The organism is Muribaculum sp., from assembly GCF_029051885.1.
Classification (GTDB): domain Bacteria; phylum Bacteroidota; class Bacteroidia; order Bacteroidales; family Muribaculaceae; genus Muribaculum.
This window is the reverse complement of record NZ_JAIDKI010000077.1, coordinates 1-19,826: the sequence shown is the minus strand read 5'-3', so window position 1 is coordinate 19,826 and position 19,826 is coordinate 1. Positions and strand designations below refer to the sequence as shown.

Annotated in this window: 14 protein-coding genes, 1 tRNA gene and 1 other RNA gene; 3 read left to right on the top strand and 13 right to left on the bottom strand. The window is 52.4% G+C overall.

What is annotated here, in order from left to right:
* Positions 1-11: 11 nt before the first annotated feature.
* Together K2I50_RS03385 and K2I50_RS03380 are read right to left on the bottom strand one after the other, a co-directional pair.
* Positions 12-1,985: a M13 family metallopeptidase gene (locus K2I50_RS03385; protein ID WP_526022946.1), complete on the bottom strand. Its 1,974-nt coding sequence runs from the start codon at positions 1,983-1,985 to the stop codon at positions 12-14.
* 132 nt (positions 1,986-2,117) lie between these two features.
* Entirely contained in the window at positions 2,118-4,109 is a 1,992-nt protein-coding gene (locus tag K2I50_RS03380; RefSeq protein WP_301024834.1) for an ABC-F family ATP-binding cassette domain-containing protein, read from the bottom strand.
* Positions 4,110-4,212: 103 nt separating this feature from the next.
* On the opposite strand from K2I50_RS03380, the gene K2I50_RS03375 reads away from it, so the two are divergent.
* Both K2I50_RS03375 and ffs read left to right on the top strand, forming a co-directional pair.
* Positions 4,213-4,920 (top strand): SGNH/GDSL hydrolase family protein, encoded by a 708-nt coding sequence (locus K2I50_RS03375; protein ID WP_301024833.1) that lies wholly within the window; start codon positions 4,213-4,215, stop codon positions 4,918-4,920.
* Positions 4,921-5,027: 107 nt separating this feature from the next.
* An RNA gene (gene ffs / locus K2I50_RS03370) (signal recognition particle sRNA small type) lies at positions 5,028-5,127 on the top strand.
* Between the two features lie 138 nt (positions 5,128-5,265).
* Here the strand turns inward: ffs and K2I50_RS03365 are convergent.
* From K2I50_RS03365 to thrS, 10 genes are all read right to left on the bottom strand, one after another.
* Complete coding sequence (locus tag K2I50_RS03365; RefSeq protein WP_301024832.1) at positions 5,266-6,477, bottom strand: iron-containing alcohol dehydrogenase; 1,212 nt, start codon at positions 6,475-6,477, stop codon at positions 5,266-5,268.
* Between the two features lie 133 nt (positions 6,478-6,610).
* On the bottom strand, positions 6,611-8,722 hold the full coding sequence (yidC, locus tag K2I50_RS03360; RefSeq protein WP_301024831.1) for a membrane protein insertase YidC: 2,112 nt from the start codon (positions 8,720-8,722) through the stop codon (positions 6,611-6,613).
* Positions 8,723-8,732: 10 nt separating this feature from the next.
* Positions 8,733-10,361 carry a CTP synthase gene (gene pyrG, locus K2I50_RS03355; protein ID WP_301024830.1) on the bottom strand — a complete coding sequence of 543 codons (1,629 nt, stop codon included), beginning with the start codon at positions 10,359-10,361 and terminating at the stop codon, positions 8,733-8,735.
* A 132-nt stretch (positions 10,362-10,493) separates the two neighbouring features.
* Complete coding sequence (argB, locus tag K2I50_RS03350; RefSeq protein WP_301024829.1) at positions 10,494-11,279, bottom strand: acetylglutamate kinase; 786 nt, start codon at positions 11,277-11,279, stop codon at positions 10,494-10,496.
* Between the two features lie 27 nt (positions 11,280-11,306).
* Positions 11,307-12,428, bottom strand: coding sequence for a peptide chain release factor 2 (gene prfB / locus K2I50_RS03345; RefSeq protein WP_301024828.1), 1,122 nt, complete (start codon positions 12,426-12,428; stop codon positions 11,307-11,309).
* 61 nt (positions 12,429-12,489) lie between these two features.
* Positions 12,490-14,298, bottom strand: a complete 1,809-nt coding sequence (locus K2I50_RS03340; RefSeq protein WP_301024827.1) for an AMP-dependent synthetase/ligase — start codon at positions 14,296-14,298, stop codon at positions 12,490-12,492.
* 392 nt (positions 14,299-14,690) lie between these two features.
* Positions 14,691-15,041: a 50S ribosomal protein L20 gene (rplT, locus tag K2I50_RS03335; RefSeq protein ID WP_068959708.1), complete on the bottom strand. Its 351-nt coding sequence runs from the start codon at positions 15,039-15,041 to the stop codon at positions 14,691-14,693.
* 155 nt (positions 15,042-15,196) lie between these two features.
* Positions 15,197-15,391, bottom strand: a complete 195-nt coding sequence (gene rpmI, locus K2I50_RS03330; protein WP_068959707.1) for a 50S ribosomal protein L35 — start codon at positions 15,389-15,391, stop codon at positions 15,197-15,199.
* An 80-nt stretch (positions 15,392-15,471) separates the two neighbouring features.
* A complete protein-coding gene (gene infC, locus K2I50_RS03325) occupies positions 15,472-16,062 on the bottom strand; it encodes a translation initiation factor IF-3 (protein ID WP_301024826.1) in 591 nt (196 codons plus the stop codon).
* Between the two features lie 9 nt (positions 16,063-16,071).
* A complete protein-coding gene (gene thrS, locus K2I50_RS03320; protein WP_301024825.1) occupies positions 16,072-18,009 on the bottom strand; it encodes a threonine--tRNA ligase in 1,938 nt (645 codons plus the stop codon).
* 243 nt (positions 18,010-18,252) lie between these two features.
* On the opposite strand from thrS, the gene K2I50_RS03315 reads away from it, so the two are divergent.
* A tRNA-Met gene (locus K2I50_RS03315) sits at positions 18,253-18,326 on the top strand.
* Between the two features lie 61 nt (positions 18,327-18,387).
* Here the strand turns inward: K2I50_RS03315 and K2I50_RS03310 are convergent.
* Positions 18,388-19,826 (bottom strand): TlpA family protein disulfide reductase (locus tag K2I50_RS03310; RefSeq protein WP_301024824.1); only part of this gene is annotated, 1,439 nt, incomplete at its 5' end.

Genomic DNA, 19,826 nt, shown 5'->3' with positions numbered 1-19,826 from the left:
AAATAATTTCTTTACCAAATAATCACACGCTCTGCCGGTGCGAGCCACATGGCATCGCCCTCTTTAACGGAGAATGCATCGAAGAACTGTTCGAGGTTGCGCAGGGTGCCGTTGACACGCCAGCGGCCGAGAGAATGGGGGTCGGTCTTGGTGCGGTTGAGAATCTCCTCATCGCGGATATTTCCGGCCCATACGTTGGCATAGGCAAGGTAGAATCGCTGGTCGGGGGTAAAGCCGTCGATTACCTTGTCGGCCTCGGGGGCATCGTCAAGACTCATATGGTAGGCAGTGTAAGCTACGCGCAGTCCGCCCTGGTCGGCGATATTCTCGCCGAGAGTCAGGCGACCGTTGGCATGGGTGTCGCCAAGCACTATTATCCGGTCGAACTGAGCGGCAAGGCGGTCGGTGAGCCCGGTAAATTTCTCTTTGTCGGCAGGTGTCCACCAGTTTGCGAAATTGCCGTCCTTGTCAAACTGACTCCCCTGGTCGTCGAACCCGTGGGTCATCTCGTGGCCGATTACCACACCGATGGCACCGTAATTCTCGGCCGGATCGGCATCGGGATTGAAGTAAGGCGGCTGGAGTATGCCGGCCGGGAAGCATATCTCGTTGGTAGTGGGATTGTAATATGCGTTGACAGTCTGCGGAGTCATATACCACCGGTCGCGGTCGACAGGCTTCCCCCACTGGGCGAGATTGTAGGCCTGCTCATTGACAATGGCACGCTTGATATTGTCCCAGTAGCTCTGACGCGGATCGATGACAAGCGCCGAATAGTCGCGCCATTTATCGGGATAACCCACCTTTACGGTAAATGCGTCGAGTTTCTCCAGGGCACGAGCTTTTGTAGTGTCGCTCATCCATGTGAGTCCCTTTATATGCATGCCGAGTGCCTTGCGAAGGTTGCCTACAAGCTCAAGCATTTTTGTCTTTGAGCGCTCGGGGAAATATTTCTCGACATATAGCTCGCCAACAGCCTCGCCAAGGAGGGCGTTGGGCACGGCGAGAGCACGCTTCCACCGCGGCATAGGCTCTTCCACACCTGTAATAGCGCGGGTAAGGCCGAATTTAGCGGCTACGAAGTCGTCGCTCAGATAGTCGGCGGCGCCATCAAGATACATCGCCGTAAGATAATCGTGGAGCGCCTGCTCGGAGGCATTGGCAAGAATCGAATCGACAGCGGCAAGCACCTTAGGCTGCCCTACGATAAGAGTGTCAATGTCAGTGATGCCCTGGCGGTCAAAGTAGCGCCTCAGGTCAACGGCAGGATATCGGGCGGCAATCTCCGACATGGCTACGGGATTGTAGCTCGCGGCAGGGTCGCGAAGCTCCTCGCGGCTCATTGCGGCATGTGCGAGCTGAGTCTCGATTGCTATTGTATTGTCGGCCAGGCGTGCCTGCCCTTCGGCGGAGTAGCCTACCAGCTCGGCAAGCCGGCGCAGGTAGGCGGCATATGCATCGCGCACACTGCGTGCCCGGTCGGTGTCCTCGATATAATAGTCGCGGTCGCCCATGCCGAGCGAGCCCTGGGTAAGATACATCGCATTGTTGTCGGAACTCATCATGTCGGCTTCCACTCCTGTGTCGAAGAATCCGCTCATACCGGGCTGAGTGGCGAGCATGTCGATTATTTCAGCACGCCCCGCCTGGTTAATGGCCACCACATCTCCCATCACCGGCTGCGCTCCCTGTAGGTTGAGGCGCAAAGAGTCAAGTCCCATGGCATACAGGTCGCCGATTTTCTGCGCCACTGAGCCCGGGACTGCGTTGCGGCTGTCAAGACCGGATATGAGTTCGCGCACCTGTATGCGGTTATTGTCGCGCAACTGGTCGAATGTGCCGAAGCGCGCGAACTCCGGTTTAAGCGGATTTAGTTTCATCCATCCTCCGCAGGCATAATCGTAGAAGTCGGTCTGCGGAGCCACGCTTTCGTCGAGATTGGCGCGGTCAACTCCGCGCGGTGCGGTTATGGCATTGGCGGTCATAATGGTAGAGGCAGTAGCGAGTGTGAGTGTGAACCTGATGGCCCGTTGAGTTAATGATGACATAAGTGAAGGGTTGAGGAGTGGGAGCTGAGTATATTAACGTAAGGCGTTGATAAATAGTTTTGCTGAGAATCAATCAATGCCGAGGCTCTGCTTGAGCTCGTCGAGTTCGATGCCCGCGAGTTCCCACAGGCTCATGGCATTGTCAAGCTGCTTGCCAAGGGCCGCATGACGGTCAAATATTTCGGTATCGACCTCGCCGGCAGCTATCTTGGCCTCGACTTCGGCAATACGCGCCTCTATATCGGCGATTGAGGCTTCGGCTTCGGCCACTTTCTTTTCGGCACGCTTCACCATGCGCTGGCGTTCACGCTGCTCGGTATAATTAACACGCCCCTGGCGCGGAGCCGGTGTGTCAGGCTGAGGTGCCTGTTTCGGGGCGGACGGATTATTCCGGGTGTCTGAAGCCGGCTTGTCGGGAGTGGACGGCTTGTTGCGCTCAAGTTCGGCAAGTGAGTCGAGCTTCTTCTTCTCAAGAAACTCATATATACCTCCCAGACATTCCCTTACCTGTCCGCCACCGAATTCATATACCTTCTCGACAAGTCCGTCGAGGAACTCTCGGTCGTGACTCACGACAATGACCGTACCGTCGAAATCCTTGATGGCCTGCTTGAGGATATCCTTAGTGGCCATGTCGAGATGGTTGGTAGGTTCGTCGAGAATCAGCAGGTTGACAGGCTCCAGCAACAGGCGTATCATGGCCAAACGGGTCTTTTCACCACCGGAGAGCACCTTTACTTTCTTGTCGGACGCCTCTCCTCCAAACATGAACGCGCCAAGGATGTCGCGTATCTTTGTACGGATATCGCCTACGGCCACACGGTCGATTGTGTCGAACACCGTGATTTCTCCGTCAAGCAGCTGTGCCTGATTCTGAGCGAAATAACCGATTTTGACGTTGTGTCCGAGTTTCAGATGGCCCGTAAAGGGTATTTCACCCATGATACACTTAACAAGAGTCGACTTTCCCTCGCCATTCTTGCCGACAAAAGCCACCTTCTCGCCACGCTTTATGGTAAACGTAGCACCGTCAAACACCTGATGGTCGCCATATGCCTTCCCTACCCCATCGGCTATCACGGGATAGTCGCCCGAACGGGGAGCCGGGGGAAAACGCAGGTTAAGACGCGAGGTGTCTACCTCATCGACCTCTATGCGCTCGATTTTGGCAAGCTGCTTCATGCGGCTCTGCACCTGCACGGCCTTTGTGGCCTTGTAGCGGAAACGCTCGATAAATTCCTCGGTGTCCTGTATCTGTTTCTGCTGATTCTCGTAGGCACGGCGCTGCTGCTCGATGCGCTCCTGATGGAGCACTACATATTTCGAGTAGTTGACCGCGTAGTCATAAATCTTGCCGAGAGAAATCTCGATGGTGCGGTTGGTTACATTGTCGATGAAAGCACGGTCGTGGCTTACAAGCACCACAGCCCCGGCCTTGGTGACAAGGAAATTCTCAAGCCATTGTATCGACTCGATATCAAGATGGTTGGTAGGCTCGTCAAGCAACAGCACGTCGGGGCGCTGCAAGAGAATTTTGGCAAGCTCGATACGCATACGCCATCCGCCTGAAAATTCTGAAGTAGGACGGTTGAAGTCGCTGCGCATAAATCCGAGACCGATGAGGGTCTTCTCCATCTCAGCCTCGCCACCGTCACCCTCCTCCATGGAAATCTGTTCGGAAAGCGTGGTCATGCGGTCGATAAGGCGCGCATACGCGTCGCTCTCATAGTCGGTGCGCTCGGCAAGTTCCGCGCTCAGGCGGTCGTATTGCTCATGGAGCTGCTGTATGTGGCCGAAGGCTTTACGCACTTCGTCAATTACCGTGTTGGTATCGGTCAGCGTCATATGCTGCGGGAGGTAACCTATTGTCACATCCTGCGGCACGGCCACAGAGCCGGAAGTAGGTTTCTGAATACCGGCGATAATCTTGAGCATCGTCGACTTGCCGGCACCGTTCTTGCCCACGAGGGCTATGCGGTCGCGCTTGTTGATTACATAGTTTATGCCGTCGAAAAGACTTTTCGCGCTGAATTCAACCGATAGATTCTGTATCGAAATCATCTGTCATCTATAGAAAAACACTACAAAGTTACTCAATCCCGCAGACATTTCATAACTTTGTATCCCTACCATATCATCACAACCATCGAAACATCATTATCTCATGAAGATTATTAAATCAATTGCCATCAGCACATTCATCGCCGCAACATCACTACTGTGCGAAGCCCGTGAGTTTCAGGACTGGTCAAACTTCCGCCGCTACCACGACAGCAACACCGAGGTAAAGGCACTTCCGGCAGCCGAACGTCAGGTGGTGTTCCTCGGCAACTCGATTACAGACAACTGGGCCCGATTCCGCCCCGACTTCTTCAAAAGCAACGGCTATGTCGGCAGAGGTATTTCGGGACAGACCACATATCAGTTTCTGTCGCGTTTCCGCGAGGATGTAATCAACCTCCACCCGCGTATCGTGGTAATCAATGCCGCAACCAACGACGTGGCTGAAAACACCCATCCCTATGTCGAGGATATGACGGTCGACAATATCTCTTCGCTCATCGAGCTGGCCCAGGCCAACGGTATAACTCCGGTACTTACCACCACTCTGCCGGCGGCATCATTCGGATGGCGCAAGGAGATTACCGGCAGTTCCGACAAAATCGCGGCCCTCAACAAGCGTCTCGAAGCGCTCGCCAAAGAAAAGGGCATCCTGTTTGTCGACTACTACTCGCGCCTTGTCAATCCCGGCGACGAGACCCGTGCTCTCAACCCTGCCTACACCAACGATGGCGTACACCCTACCGAAGCAGGATATGCTGTGATGGAATCAATAATTCACCCGGTGCTGCAGGAACTGCTCGCAAGATAACCGGGACCTTAGCGCCATACACTGACAACGAGCACGTTAGCATCATAGCACCAAAAAATCGCGGTCAAAAGTTTGCGACATAAAAAAAATGTAGTACCTTTGCGCCCGGGTAAGTCCTACACGACCAGCTCCCCGGGAACTCCGCCAGGCCTTGACCGGAGCAACGGTACCGGGTTGTAGCGGTGCGATGTAGTCAGCTTACCCTTTTTTCATATAGATACATCAGCAGGCGCCCACAATCGCCGCAGCATAAGAGCAAACAATCGGGTCCGCAAAGTCTCTGAATATTCAAAAAGACTATGCGGACCCGATTGTCTTTATTTTCTCTGTCAGGCAGCGGCCCTGTTACAGCAGGGCTGTGTATATTGCACTTGTATCTTTGGCGGTGAGGGGGACGTAGTTGCCGATGGATTCACCCTTATGCATATGCAGGGCATCGACAAGAGCAGGAATATCCGGGTCTGTGATGCCGAGTCCGGCAAAGTCGGCGGGCATGCCGATACTTGTGAAGAAAGAGCGCAGACGCTCTATGCCTTGCAATGCAACATCGGCAGGAGTTGAATCGGCTACGGGGACAACATCCATCACCCGCTCGGCAAACTGTGCCACCTTGGCGGGATTTTTTGCGGCCACATACTCCATCCAGGCCGGAATCACAGCAGCAAGTCCGGCTCCGTGGGCCACCTCAGGATATACCGCACTGATTTCATGTTCGATAAAATGGCTCGACCAGTCCTCGCGGCGGCCGGTGCCGCAGATACCGTTGTGGGCGAGAGTAGCCGCCCACATTATGTTGGCACGCGCCTGATAATCGTCGGGCGACACCATTACCCGACGCCCTTCATTGATAATCGACTTCAGCAGTCCCTCGGCCACGCGGTCGGTAACCTCACAGTCGGGAGTATTGGAAAAATAGCGCTCGAATATGTGGGCCATCATGTCGACAATACCGCAGGCGGTCTGCCAGGCCGGAAGGGTGAGAGTAAGCTCCGGATTCATTATCGCAAATTTCGGACGCAACACCGACTCCGTGCGAAGGCTCAGCTTTACAGGGCCCGAAACAACCTCTCCGTTTTCATTTTTCACCTCTCGAAGAGTAATCACCGAATTGCCAGAGCCTTCGCTGCCGGCTGCGGGAATGGTAAGCACAACTCCGACCGGCAAAGCGCGCTCCGGAGTCATTTTTCCGCAATAGAAATCCCAGAAATCACCGTCGTACAGCGCCCCGAGGGCTATAGCCTTGGCTGTGTCGATTACCGAGCCGCCGCCGACAGCTATGATGATATCTATATCGTGCATGCGCACAAGCTCGATGCCTTCGCGTACACGGTCGTCGGTAGGATTGGGCTGAATGCCCTCAAGGTTGAAAGTATCGAAACCGGCCGCATGAAGCGAACGCACGGCACGTCCGACGGCACCACTTCTTACTGCGGACCCTCCGCCATATACTACAAGCGCACGCTTGCCGCCGAACTCTTTGGCAAGCTCGCCGATTCTCTTTTCAGTATAGCGCCCGAACACAAACTTTGTCGGAGCATAATATACAAAATTATCCATGATAATAACTTGTGGGTTAAGCTATAGTAATCGATTCGAAATGACTCCCCGGAGGGGAGCAAAAGCGATTAGGGCCGTCCGGGACTTGATGCCCTTCCGGCCCTAATATAATATACGATATCTGTATTCAGTTTCAACGGCGCTTGCCGGCTCCGCCCTGACGCTTCTGCTGCTCGCGAAGCATGGCCTGCTGCTGGCGCTGAGCTTCCTCAAGACGGGCCATGAAGCCGCTCTTCTTGCGGGGCTTCTTGGCGGCCTCGGCCATCTTGGCGCGCATCTTGTCCTCATTTACCACGTGGCGGAAGATGTACATCTGCACGATGGTGATAAGGAGCGAAAGGAAGTAATAGTAAGACAGACCTGCGGCATAATTGTTGAAGAACACAAGGAACATCAACGGCATCAGATACATCATCCACTTCATGCCCGGCATAGCCGAAGATGATGGCTGGTTGGCCATTGTGAACTTGGTATAGATGATGTTGGTGACTGTCATAAGCAGACAGAAGAGCGACAGGTGATTGCCGAAATATTCTGTCACCAGAGGTATGTTGCCCGACCATGTGAGTATGGCGTCAGGAGCCGAAAGGTCTTTAGCCCAAAGGAACGACTGGCCGCGCAGCTCGATACACGAGGGGAAGAAGGCAAACATTGCTATCAGCACGGGGAACTGGAGAAGCATCGGCAGACATCCGGCCATAGGATTGGCTCCGGCCTTGGAGTAAAGCTCCATGGTCTTCTGCTGACGGGTCATAGCGTTCTCCTGACCGGGATATTTCTCGTTGATAGCCTGAATCTCAGGGTTGAGCAGTCGCATCTTGGCCTGAGACATGTAGCTCTTATAGGTAAAGGGGAAGAGAATGAGCTTGATGAATATAGTGAGGATGAGGATTATAATGCCATAGTTGCTGAATACCGAACCGAGAATGTTGAATACAGGAATAACAATCAGGGTATTTATCCACCTCACGATAGGCCATCCCAGCGGCACCAGCTCGGTAAGGTCAAGATCGTCGTCGGGATAAAGCTCCTTGTCGACATCGCTCAGCATCGGATAGAGGTTGGGGCCGATAAGGATATCAAACGACACCGGGCGCTCGGCACCGGGATTGTAGTCGAGTGTAGATATAGCCTCCATCTCCTTGAGGTAATCGGCATCATCGTTTACAGAAAGCACTGTAGACTGAAGGGCAGCGTTGTTGAACGGAGTGCGACCGATGAAAGCCATCGAGAAGAACTGATTTTTAAACGCCATCCACTTGACAGGCTCATTGATTTCCTTGGAATCGGACGAGGTCTCGCTGAGATTGTCGACATCGCCTCCGGCATATTTGTAGAAAATAGCAGAATTGCGTTCCTCAAACATGCGTCCCTCCTCCTGGCGTATCATGCGCTGTTTCCATACGAAGTCCATGGTAACGACATTGGAAGGGATAATGCTCTGCATGCCTTTCTGCTCGACGTCGAGACGCACTACATAGCTGTCGGGGAGCAGGGTATATCGCAGTCCGAACTCGGTGCCCTTGCCGAGATCGAGGCTCATGAGGACAGAAGAGTCGGAGACTTCGGTGGGACGGAAATAGAAATCGCGGGTGTCAAACTCGCGGTCGGTCGAGCTGAGGATAAACGAGTAGGCGTCGTCATTGCCTGAAATCACTTTCACCTTTCCACCACGGAAACTGTCGTACTTTGACAGCTCGGCAGTGGCAATCATAGCTCCCTTGGTAGAGATGTCGAGCGAGATAAGGTCGTTGGCGAGGCGCACAGTATCGTTTGTGCCCTGAAGGTATCGTGCAAATCCCTGATACTGGGTAAGGTCGCGAAGCAGTGTCTTCACACGTGCCACAGCATCGGTATAGGCTTTTGCGCTGACGGCAGATGATTTGAGCGCCATAGCCGGATTGGCAAGCATGCCTATAGGCACATCTACAGAGTCGACACGCACATGTCCGGTAACTTCAGTACCATTGCCTGTGAGCACTATTCCGTCGCGGTCGATACGTCCAGAGCCGGTGCTGTCCTGCACACCATAGCGTGACACTGCGTCGGCGAGCATCACAAGCTGACCGCGTGTAAGAGAGTCGGCAGAGGATGCAAGCAGATTGTCGGCGGCAGCCTGGGCCTGCTCCTGTGTGACCTCAATGTCGGGGGCCTGGCCGGGCTGGGGTTCCGGCTGATTCAGCCACATAAATCCTAATAGCACGGCACCCATCAGAAGCATGCCGTACATAGTGTTCTTATCCATTCAGTATTCTTTATTCTGTTTTTTCTTTTGATTTTTCTGATTTATATTCTATCGCAGCCTTGACAAAATCGAGGAAGATAGGGTTGGGAGCAAGTACCGTCGACGAATACTCGGGATGATACTGTGTACCGATATACCAGCGATGGTCAGGCAGCTCCACCACCTCGACAAGGCGAGTGGCGGGATTCTCCCCTACACATTTCATGCCTGCGTCCTCAAAGCGGCGGCGATAGTCGCTGTTGAATTCAAAGCGATGGCGATGGCGCTCGCTTACCATCTCGCTTCCGTAGGCGGCGGCGACACGGCTGCCGGGCACCAGGCGGCAATCGTAAGCTCCGAGACGCATCGTGCCTCCCTTGTCGGTGACCGACTTCTGCTCGTCCATAAGGTCAATCACATTGTGGGGAGTGTGCACATCCATCTCAGTAGAGTTGGCATCGGCCAGTCCGAGCACGTTGCGGGCAAACTCGATGACCATACACTGCATGCCGAGACATATGCCGAAGGTAGGCACATCGTGCTCGCGAAGCCACTTCAAGGCCACAAACTTGCCCTCTATGCCGCGCTGTCCGAAGCCGGGCGCCACGACTACACCATCCAGGCCCGAGAGTTTCTCGGCTACATTGTCGTCGGTCAGTTTCTCCGAGTGGACATACACGAGACTGAGGCGGTGGTCGCCGTAGGTGGCAGCCTGCAACAGGGCCTCGTTGATTGACTTGTAAGCGTCCTGGAGCTCCACATACTTTCCGACAAGACCTATAGTGACGGTCTCTTCGGCATTTTCAAGTTTGTGGAGGAAGTGCATCCACGACTTCATGTCGGGCTCGCCCTGCACCGGCACATCCATCTTGCGCATCACAATCTCGTCGAGATGCTGCTCATGCATCTTCACCGGGACCTCATATATGGTGGGCACATCGACCGACTGTATTACCGCATCGACAGAAACATTACAGAACTGTGCGATTTTGCGGCGCATGTCGACCGGAATCTCCTGCTCGGTGCGAAGCACAAGTATATCGGGACGTATACCTACTTCCTGCAACTGCTTTACGGAGTGCTGTGTGGGCTTGGTCTTGAGCTCCTTTGCCGCACGGATATAGGGCACATAGGTAAGATGTATGCACAGGGCGTCATGGCCGAGTTCCCATTGCAGCTGGCGCATAGCCTCTATAAACGGAAGCGACTCGATATCTCCTACGGTACCGCCGATTTCGGTAATGACGAAATCGTATTTGCCGGTATTACCGAGGAGCTTCACATTGCGCTTTATCTCGTCGGTGATATGAGGCACAATCTGGACGGTCTTTCCAAGGTAATCGCCGTGGCGCTCCTTGTCGATTACATTCTGATAGATACGTCCGGTAGTGATATTGTTGGCTCGCGTGGTACGCATGTTGGTGAAGCGCTCGTAATGTCCGAGGTCGAGGTCGGCTTCATGACCGTCAACGGTAACGTAACACTCTCCATGCTCGTAAGGATTGAGTGTGCCGGGATCAATGTTGATGTATGGATCAAACTTCTGGATGGTGACACGGAATCCACGTGCCTCAAGCAGGCAGGCGAGAGATGATGAAATGATTCCTTTACCGAGGGAGGACACCACGCCTCCGGTCACAAAAATATACTTCGTTTCCACGCTAATATGTATTTTACAGCATATGTTCCATAGATTCACTTACTACAGCCACATATGCCGACGTTTATAATCAAAACGTCGGCAAAGGTAATTATTTTCAATCACAAATCCTCTGTGGCCGGCGTCGAATTTTCATAGAGTCAGATGTGTGCCTCCGGCGATATCCGCCAACGCCGCAGCCGAGGTTATCACCACCTCTCCTACCCCTCCGCGCAATGCGTCGAAAGAATTGGACAGCTTTGGAATCATGCCCCCGGAAACAGTGCCGTCGGCCTTCAGCTGCTCGAACATACCGGGATTTATGGCCGGTATCACCGAATCATCGTCAGACTCGTCGCGCAATACTCCGGGCTTCTCAAAGCAGAATACCAGCCGCACATCGAAATATGGTGTAAGACCGGTGGCTACAGACTGTGCCATTGTATCGGCATTGGTATTGAGCAGGTGGCCGAGGCCGTCATGCGTAAGGGGTGCGACTACAGGCACCACACCTCCGCGCACAAGAGTGGCAAGTGCGTCGCCGTTGACACGCTCTACATCGCCCACCCATCCGTAGTCGATGCCGGATTCCGTAACGGGACGCCGACGCGAGCGGATTATATCCATGTCGGCTCCGGTCATGCCGAGAGCATCTACTCCGAGAGCCTGCAGGCCCGCTACCACTGATTTGTTGACCAGACCGCCGTACACCATTGTCACCACGCGGAGCATGGCCTCGTCGGTAACACGGCGTCCATCAATCATAGTAGTGGCGATACCCAAATCGGTAGCGACTTTTGTGGCGGAACGGCCTCCGCCATGCACGAGAAGTTTGAATCCGTCGATGGCGGCGAAGTCGCGTAGCAGACGGTCGAGAGTGTCAGCCTCCTCGACAATCTTGCCTCCGACTTTTACTACGGTTATCTTGTCTTTACACATATTATTATCCGATACATGTCATGAATATCACTCGCCGTCCTGCTCCTGGGCAAACTGCATGAGGTATGCCTTGATAAACGGGTCAAGCTCGCCGTCCATCACAGCATTTACATCCGAGGTCTGCCAGCCTGTACGGTGGTCCTTGACACGGCGGTCGTCGAATACATACGAGCGTATCTGGGAGCCCCATTCGATTTTCATCTTACCGTCCTCAATCTTACGCTGCTCGGCAAGACGGTGCTGCAGCTCCTTGTCGTAAAGAATCGAACGCAGCTGACGCATGGCGTTCTCCTTGTTTTTGGGCTGGTCGCGGGTCTCGGTATTCTCGATAAGAATCTCTTCCTTCTCGCCTGTATATGGGTCGGTAAACTGATAGCGCAGACGTACGCCCGACTCTACCTTGTTGACGTTCTGACCGCCGGCACCTCCGCTTCGGAAAGTGTCCCAGCTGAGCAACGCCGGGTCGACATGCACCTCGATAGTATCGTCGACAAGCGGTGTGACGAATACTGAGGCAAACGATGTCATACGCTTTCCCTGGGCATTGTAGGGAGAAACGCGGACAAGGCGGTGTACACCGTTCTCGCTCTTGAGATAGCCGTAGGCCATGGGGCCGTCGACTTCGATTGTAACCGATTTTATGCCGGCTTCGTCGCCTTCGAGTATATTGGCGATTGCGGTCTTGTAGCCTCTGGCCTCGCAATAGCGCAGGTACATGCGCATAAGCATCGATGCCCAGTCCTGGCTCTCGGTACCGCCGGCGCCGGAGTTGATTTTCAATACGGCTCCCAACGAGTCCTCTTCGCGGCGCAACATATTGCGCAGCTCCATATCCTCGATTTTTTCGATAAGGTCGGCATACATGCGGTCAAGCTCTTCCTCCTCGACCAGTCCCTCTTTAAGAAAGTCCCACGCAAGCTGGAGTTCTCCGACAGCCTTATCGACTTCATCGTAAGAGTCAATCCACTGATGTAGTTGCTTTACTTTCTTCATCTGTGCCTGCGCCTCTTTCTGATGTTCCCAGAAGTCGGGCACATGAGTGCGCAGCTCTTCTTCCTCCACTTCGATACGTTTGGAGTCTATATCAAGATAATGTCGAAGCGCGTCCTTGCGCTCTATAGCCTGCTTTAGTTGGTCGTAGGTTATCATATTGCGGGAATTGGAGTCGTTGTTTTTTGTGGGGGGGAGATAAAATTATAGAAGCGCTACCTTACTGGGCATACATGGCCTCAATCAAGTCGGCATATTTTGTATTAATCACCGGACGCTTAATCTTAAGCGTGTTGGTAAGCTCGCCGCCTTCCATAGTGAATTCTTTTGGAAGGAGGGTGAAGCGCTTTATCTTCTCGTAGTTGGCAAAGCCCTTTTCCAGTTTCTCAATGCGCTGCTGAATCATGCGGTTGATTTCGGAATTGGCCACCAGATCGGCCATTGACTTATAACTTATCTTCTTCTTTTCAGCATATTCACGCAGAGCATCAAGGGCAGGTACGATAATGGCAGTCACATATTTGCGGCGGTCGCCGATAACAGCCACCTGCTCGATGTACTTGTCTTCGCCAAGGCGGCTTTCGATAGCCTGCGGAGCTATATATTTTCCGTTGGATGTCTTGAACAGGTCCTTGATACGGTCGGTAAGTATCAGCGCTCCGGTATTGTCGATACGTCCGGCGTCGCCAGTGCGTAACCATCCGTCGGGAGTAAAAGCCTCGGCTGTGGCTTCGGGCTTGTTGTAGTAGCCGGTCATTATCGTGGGTCCGTTGACGAGAATCTCGTTGTTCTCGCCGATTTTTACCTGCACACGCGGTATTACAGTCCCGACAGTGCCCACCTCATAGCCAACGGCAGGGTAACAGGTGACGGTAGCCGTAGTCTCCGAGAGTCCGTAGCCTACCATGATGTTGATTCCGCAGGAATGGAGAAACTCGCATATGGTGTCGCTCAATGGCGCACCGGCTGTCGGGAATATGTTTCCGTTGTTGATTCCAATCACTTTGCGGAGCGGTGTGAACACACGCGCGTCGAAGAATCGGTACTCCATCTCGAGCAATGCCGGAACCTTGCGTCCCAGACGCTTATAGTCGAGATTGCGGCGACGTCCCACGGCAAGGGCCCGCTTTACCATCACCTTCTGGAAAGCGTTCATGCGGTGGATTTTGGCCTGCACTGCGGCGTACACCTTCTCCCAGAAGCGCGGCACTGAGCACATGCATGTAGGGGTGGTCTCGCGGATTGAGTTCTGTATGTCGCGCGGGTCAAGATTAACATATACCTTCATACCCACATATAGACACACATATGTCCATCCCTTCTCGAATATATGGCTCAACGGCAGGAAACAAATCGAGGTATCGGCATCGGAAATAGATGTCAGACGCTCGACATGCATAGGGAGTGAGGCCGAGAAACAGCCGTGGGGAAGCATGGCTCCCTTGGGCTCACCGGTAGTACCGGAGGTATATATCAGAGTGGCGATATCCTCCGGAAGCGCGGTATCGGTGCGGTGCTGTACCTCCTTACGACTTTCTTCCGGGGCTTCCTCTCCAAGTTTAAGGAATTCGGAGAAGGTAAGGGTGTCGTTGTCGTCGGGCTGACGCTCCGTCATGTCGAAAGCGATGATACGCTTGAGCGACGGGCATCTTCCGAGGGCCTTTCTGGCTATCTCGTAATGTTCCTGATTTCCGATGAAAAGTATCTTTATGCCTGCATCGTTTATTATATATTCCACCTGTTCCTGGCTGCTTGTGGAGTATATCGACACCGAAGCTGCTCGGTTGGCATATGCTGCGAAGTCGGCTACGAGGACTCCCGGCCTGTTGGCAGAGAATACACCTATATTGTCGGCAGGTACTGCTCCAAGACGTTCGAGAGCCATTGAAGCCTTATCGACCATTTCAGCGAAATCACGCCAGGATATATCAATCCACGGGTGAGTGGCCGCATCCTTAAAGCTCAGGGCCGCACGATCGCCATATTTTAACGCCTGCCTTTGTATAAGACCGGTGAGTATGTTAGACATACCTATATATCTTGTTAATTATTATCTTGATTCGGAGGCATAGGGACGCATACCGATAAGGGATGCGCTACGATACGCCACCACACATTCTGCAAATTTAAAAAGAATGGAGTGATGAGGAGGAATCGGGCGGCTGCATTCTTCAGCAATATTAACATTCATTTGTATTATGATAATATCCGGCAATGCAAATTAACTCATTTTCACAACTACAGCATGTTTATGATTCATACCTGACTATGGCTTATCCTCCGGATTTCCCGGCAGATTGCAGCCACGCCCGGCACGCGGCATACCTTGTATGCCAGTAGCAAAACAAAGACTACGGCATGCCAAAGAAATTTAGCATACCGTAGTCTTATTGTTTCTATTCTCGCGTCAGGCAAGCATGCTTATGCGTCCTTAACCTTGGCAACAACAGCCTTGAAAGCGGCGGGGTTGTTGAGGGCGAGGTCGGCGAGCACCTTGCGGTTGATGGCGATGCCTGATTTGTGGATGAGGCCCATGAGCTTTGAGTAAGAAAGATTCTCCTCGCGTGCGGCGGCGTTGATACGCTGAATCCAGAGAGCGCGGAAGTTGCGCTTCTTGTCCTTGCGGTCGCGGTAAGCGTATGTAAGACCCTTTTCCCAGGTATTCTTGGCAACGGTCCATACGTTCTTGCGGCAGCCGAAATAACCGCGGGTGAGTTTCAGGATTTTCTTACGACGTGCTCTTGAAGCAACATGGTTTACTGATCTTGGCATTGTTTTGAATGATTTTGAACGTCAGCGGCTAAAGCTCTTTGGGCTGAACATTCGGTTAATGAAATTTTGTTGGTGAAACCCTCAGGGCTTCGGAATCACGAATTTACCTGCAAGAGCAGGAGAAAACGGGATGTCTCCCACACAGATGACACTGATTAGAGAGCGAGGAGGTTGCGTACTTCCTTCTGGTCTACAGTAGCCACGAGGCCGCTGTGAGTAAGGTTGCGCTTCTGCTTCTTGGTCTTTTTGGTGAGAATGTGGCTCTTGAAAGCGTGTTTTCTCTTGATCTTTCCTGATCCGGTAAGGGCGAACCTCTTTTTGGCACCGGAATTAGTCTTAATCTTAGGCATTTTGTTCGTTAATTAAAGTATTTGTAGATGTGGCGCGCGAGCGCCTGGATTTACACTGGAAGCGACAGAAAGTGTGCGTGTTACTTTGTCGGCTTTTTGGGAGAAAGCATGATGGTCATGCGCTTGCCTTCAAGCACCGGCATCTGCTCGAGCTTGCCAAGCTCCTCAAGATCGTTGGCAAAGCGGAGAAGCAGTACCTCGCCCTGCTCCTTGAAAAGGATTGAACGGCCGCGGAAGAACACATAGGCCTTTACCTTGGCACCCTCTTTAAGGAATCCCTGGGCATGCTTGAGCTTGAAGTTGTAGTCGTGATCGTCGGTCTGAGGTCCGAAACGTATCTCTTTCACAACGACCTTGGTCGACTTGGCCTTCTGCTCCTTGAGTCGCTTTTTCTGCTGATAGAGGAACTTCTGGTAGTCGAGAATCTTGCACACAGGGGGCACAGCCTTGGGAGAGATTTCCACAAGGTCGAGCTCCTGCTCCTGAGCAAGACGCAGAGCCTGCTGAATGGGATATACGCCATTTTCGACGTTGTCGCCGACAATGCGTACTTCGCGGGCACGAATACGCTCGTTTATGGCATATGGTTCTTCTTTACGCGGAGCACCGCGGAAGGGTGGACGGTTGCCGCCTCTCTGCGGACCCGAGGGATAAGATGGTTTGTTGTCCATTCAGTAGGGTTATTGGTTAATCATGCTGGCGACCTCATCGGTCAAATATTTTGCAAAGGTAGTGATTTTCATCGTACCTTTATCGCCTTCGCCCTGTTTTCTTACAGAAACTTCATCATTTTGTGCTTCTTTTTCACCTACGATGAGCATGTAAGGTATACGCTTGAGCTCGTTGTCGCGAATTTTCTTGCCGATTTTCTCGTTGCGGTCGTCGACGATGGCACGTACGTCGGCCTCGTTGAGTTCGGCGGCCACACGACGGGCGTAATCGTTGAACTTCTCGGAAATGGGCAGTACGGCACACTGGTCAGGCACGAGCCAGAGGGGCAGTTTGCCGGCTGTGTGCTCGAGAAGCACGGCTACAAAGCGTTCGAGCGAGCCGAACGGAGCGCGATGTATCATTACCGGACGATGCTTCTGGTTGTCGGCACCGGTAAATTCGAGCTGGAAGCGCTCGGGGAGGTTGTAGTCGACCTGGATGGTACCGAGCTGCCAGCGGCGTCCGATGGCATCCTTGACCATGAAGTCGAGTTTGGGACCATAGAAGGCGGCTTCACCGAGCTCGGTGCGGGCATTGAGGCCCTTTTCGGCACATGCCTCGATAATGGCGTTCTCGGCGAGATGCCAGTTTTCGTCAGAGCCGATATATTTCTCTTTATTATTGGGGTCGCGAAGTGAAATCTGCGCCTCGAAGTTGTCGAACTTAAGAGCCTTGAAGATGTAGAATATGATGTCCATCACCTTGAGGAACTCGTCCTTAATCTGGTCGGGAGCACAGAAAATATGGGCATCGTCCTGAGTGAAACCGCGCACACGGGTGAGACCGTGAAGCTCGCCGCTCTGTTCGTAGCGGTATACGGTGCCGAACTCGGCCAGACGCAGGGGCAGGTCGCGGTAGCTGCGTGGCGAGCTGCGGTAAATCTCGCAGTGGTGAGGGCAGTTCATAGGCTTGAGCAGATATTCCTCACCTTCCTCGGGTGTGTGTATTGGCTGGAACGAATCCTTACCATACTTGGCATAGTGGCCTGAGGTCACATAAAGGTTCTTGTTGCCGATATGCGGGGTGATTACCTGGAGGTAGCCGTAGCGCTTCTGTATCTTGCGCAGGAACTGCTCGAGGCGGTCGCGCAGAGCGGCTCCCTTCGGAAGCCAGAGCGGCAGACCTGCGCCGACATTAGGAGAGAATGCAAACAGTTCCATCTCCTTGCCAATCTTGCGGTGGTCGCGTTTTTTGGCCTCTTCAAGCATCACGAGATACTCGTCGAGCATCTTTTTCTTGGGGAAGGTGATACCGTAGACGCGCACAAGCTGATTGCGCTTCTCGTCGCCGCGCCAGTATGCGCCGGCAAGCGAAAGGATTTTCACAGCCTTGATGGGAGCGGTGGTGGGGAGGTGCGGGCCACGGCACAGGTCGGTGAATGCGCCCTGTGTATATGTGGTGATGTGGCCATCCTCAAGCTCGGATATAAGCTCACACTTATATTCCTCGCCACGGTCGCCAAACATCTTGAGAGCATCGTCCTTAGAGATGTCGGCACGCACGATAGCCTCCTTCTTCTGGGCCAGCTCAATCATCTTGGCTTCGATAGCGGGGAAGTCGGCCGATGTGATGGTGTTGCCGTTGGGGTCGATGTCGTAGTAGAAGCCATTCTCAATGGCAGGGCCGATACCAAACTTTACGCCGGGGTATAACTCCTGAAGAGCCTCGGCGAGCAGGTGGGCCGACGAGTGCCAGAAAGCGTGCTTGCCTTCCGCATCGTCCCACTTGAATAGCTTTATCTCGGCATCTTCGGTGATGGGGCGTGATATATCCCACTCAGCGCCGTTGACAGTAGCGGCAAGAATGTCCTGAGCGAGACGGGTGCTGATGCTCTCGGCAATCTGGAGCGGGGTCGTGCCGGGCTCATACTGCCGGGTGCTTTTGTCGGGGAATGTGATAGTAATCATTCTGTGATAATATGTAAGAGGGCACAGATTGCCCACGTAAAAACTGACTGCAAATGTCGTATATTTTTCTGACACATGCAAATCTTTGATGTGATTAATTTCCCGACTGAGGATTAAAGGGTTATGATGCCCCACAAGCGCTTTCTCCCCCATCGGCAAAAGGGATGATGAAAATTTGTATTAATTTTTTTGCCGAATTTGTTGGAAAATCCAAAAATAGGCGCTACCTTTGCACTCACAAATGGCGGGATAGCTCAGTTGGTTAGAGCGTCGGATTCATAACCCGGAGGTCTCGAGTTCAATTCTCGATCCCGCTACAGATAGAGAGTCAGCAGAAATGCCGACTCTCTTTTTTGTTGTAGGATTCTAAACAGACCCTTAGAATGATATGACATTGAGTTTGCTTGCGAAACTCTCTATGTCTGTAAAACCTGCAATTGTGTCGGTGAGATGATGATTGCTGTCAAAAAGGAGGTATGCAGGTAGCTCATTCACGCCGTATTTATTAGCAAGTTTTGAAAACTCACGGTCGGATAGTCTGATGTGTGTGCCGGCTTGCCGATTTGCACATTTTGTCCAACGGTCGTCGGGAGAAGATGACGTATCTGTGATATATAGAAAATTTATATTACGTTTCGACATGTTTTCTTTGGCCGGTTCGATGGCGCGCATAGCCACATGGCACGGCACAGATGTCGGGCTCCACAATGCAACGATGATCGATTCGTCTTTAAATTGTTTAAGCTGTTGTTCGATAGTCCATTCATCTGAAGACTTGGAGAGGTCGTATAGATTGGATTCGAGCTTTGCTACCTGTCGGGCTATTATTGCATTGCGACTAAGTATTATTTTCCCGAGGTCATCGCGGAAGTAATTGTTGATGTTTTCGATCTGTGTCTCGGTAAGCGGAATGCGCCGGTCCTGTATCTGTATGAGATAAGACGTTGTTGCGAGCAGTGTCATCAGGAGTGGTGTGGGCGAAGCGATGACTTTGCTGATTTCTACTTTGGTTCTTTTTATCCATGTCGGTATGTCTGTTTCGCCAATCGGTTGTATATGCAGTGGTGAGTCGCGTAGAATATATACAAGAAACGGTATTGTAGTAGGATACCAGCAATCGTCAAGCAACCCTTCATCACTGAAAATTAAGTCCTTCAGGTAAGCTGCGTGATATTTCACCGGTGGCTCCGGTATTCTTTTTTCTCCGGATGATTCGGCCCGATCTTTATAAAAAATGATATTGTCTATGTAATAGAGCCGCTTAAGTTGTTCGGTAAGTATCTTTGCATTGTCTTGCGGGAGGTTGTGGTCACATAAAGTGCTGTCGAAAATAGTCGGTATTACTGATTCAAGTTGGTAGTTGATATACTTGCTCCATGACCGACTTCTGTATATTTCATCAGGTGTACTGCTTTCCCAGCACCGACTGCGATACTTGCGTGCTGTCAGTGTCTTGGCATCTATCAATCCATCGTGCTGTTCTGTCTCAATAGCTCCGATGTAGCCGGTTCCACCGGAGGAAGCTACTGAGAAGTCTAATTCACCGTTACGGGTGATTTCTATATTCAGAGGCTCTTCCTGATCAACTCCGGCAGAGAAATAGATTTCAATTCCCTCCTTTGCATTTTTTATTGTGATGCACGCATTGTCTGAATGCGACAGCTCCATTGGGATTTCTCCGCGCCATGTATTTCCCTCTCGTGCAAGTACTGTAGGCCTCTTGAATTTCTGGTAACTGTTTAATATAGAAACTCCTGTTGCAGCCACATACATTGAATCGGGCCACGGAGTTGTTCCGTCAAGGAGTTGTATTGAGA

Excerpts from the sequence above, each read along its gene's own strand:
- thrS (WP_301024825.1), bottom strand. The coding sequence starts at position 18,009 with ATGATTACTATCACATTCCCCGACAAAAGCACCCGGCAGTATGAGCCC.
- K2I50_RS03375 (WP_301024833.1), top strand. The coding sequence starts at position 4,213 with ATGAAGATTATTAAATCAATTGCCATCAGCACATTCATCGCCGCAACA.
- rpmI (WP_068959707.1), bottom strand. The coding sequence starts at position 15,391 with ATGCCTAAGATTAAGACTAATTCCGGTGCCAAAAAGAGGTTCGCCCTT.
- K2I50_RS03385 (WP_526022946.1), bottom strand. The coding sequence starts at position 1,985 with ATGACCGCCAATGCCATAACCGCACCGCGCGGAGTTGACCGCGCCAAT.
- argB (WP_301024829.1), bottom strand. The coding sequence starts at position 11,279 with ATGTGTAAAGACAAGATAACCGTAGTAAAAGTCGGAGGCAAGATTGTC.
- yidC (WP_301024831.1), bottom strand. The coding sequence starts at position 8,722 with ATGGATAAGAACACTATGTACGGCATGCTTCTGATGGGTGCCGTGCTA.
- K2I50_RS03365 (WP_301024832.1), bottom strand. The coding sequence starts at position 6,477 with ATGGATAATTTTGTATATTATGCTCCGACAAAGTTTGTGTTCGGGCGC.
- rplT (WP_068959708.1), bottom strand. The coding sequence starts at position 15,041 with ATGCCAAGATCAGTAAACCATGTTGCTTCAAGAGCACGTCGTAAGAAA.
- prfB (WP_301024828.1), bottom strand. The coding sequence starts at position 12,428 with ATGATAACCTACGACCAACTAAAGCAGGCTATAGAGCGCAAGGACGCG.
- K2I50_RS03340 (WP_301024827.1), bottom strand. The coding sequence starts at position 14,298 with ATGTCTAACATACTCACCGGTCTTATACAAAGGCAGGCGTTAAAATAT.
- infC (WP_301024826.1), bottom strand. The coding sequence starts at position 16,062 with ATGGACAACAAACCATCTTATCCCTCGGGTCCGCAGAGAGGCGGCAAC.
- K2I50_RS03380 (WP_301024834.1), bottom strand. The coding sequence starts at position 4,109 with ATGATTTCGATACAGAATCTATCGGTTGAATTCAGCGCGAAAAGTCTT.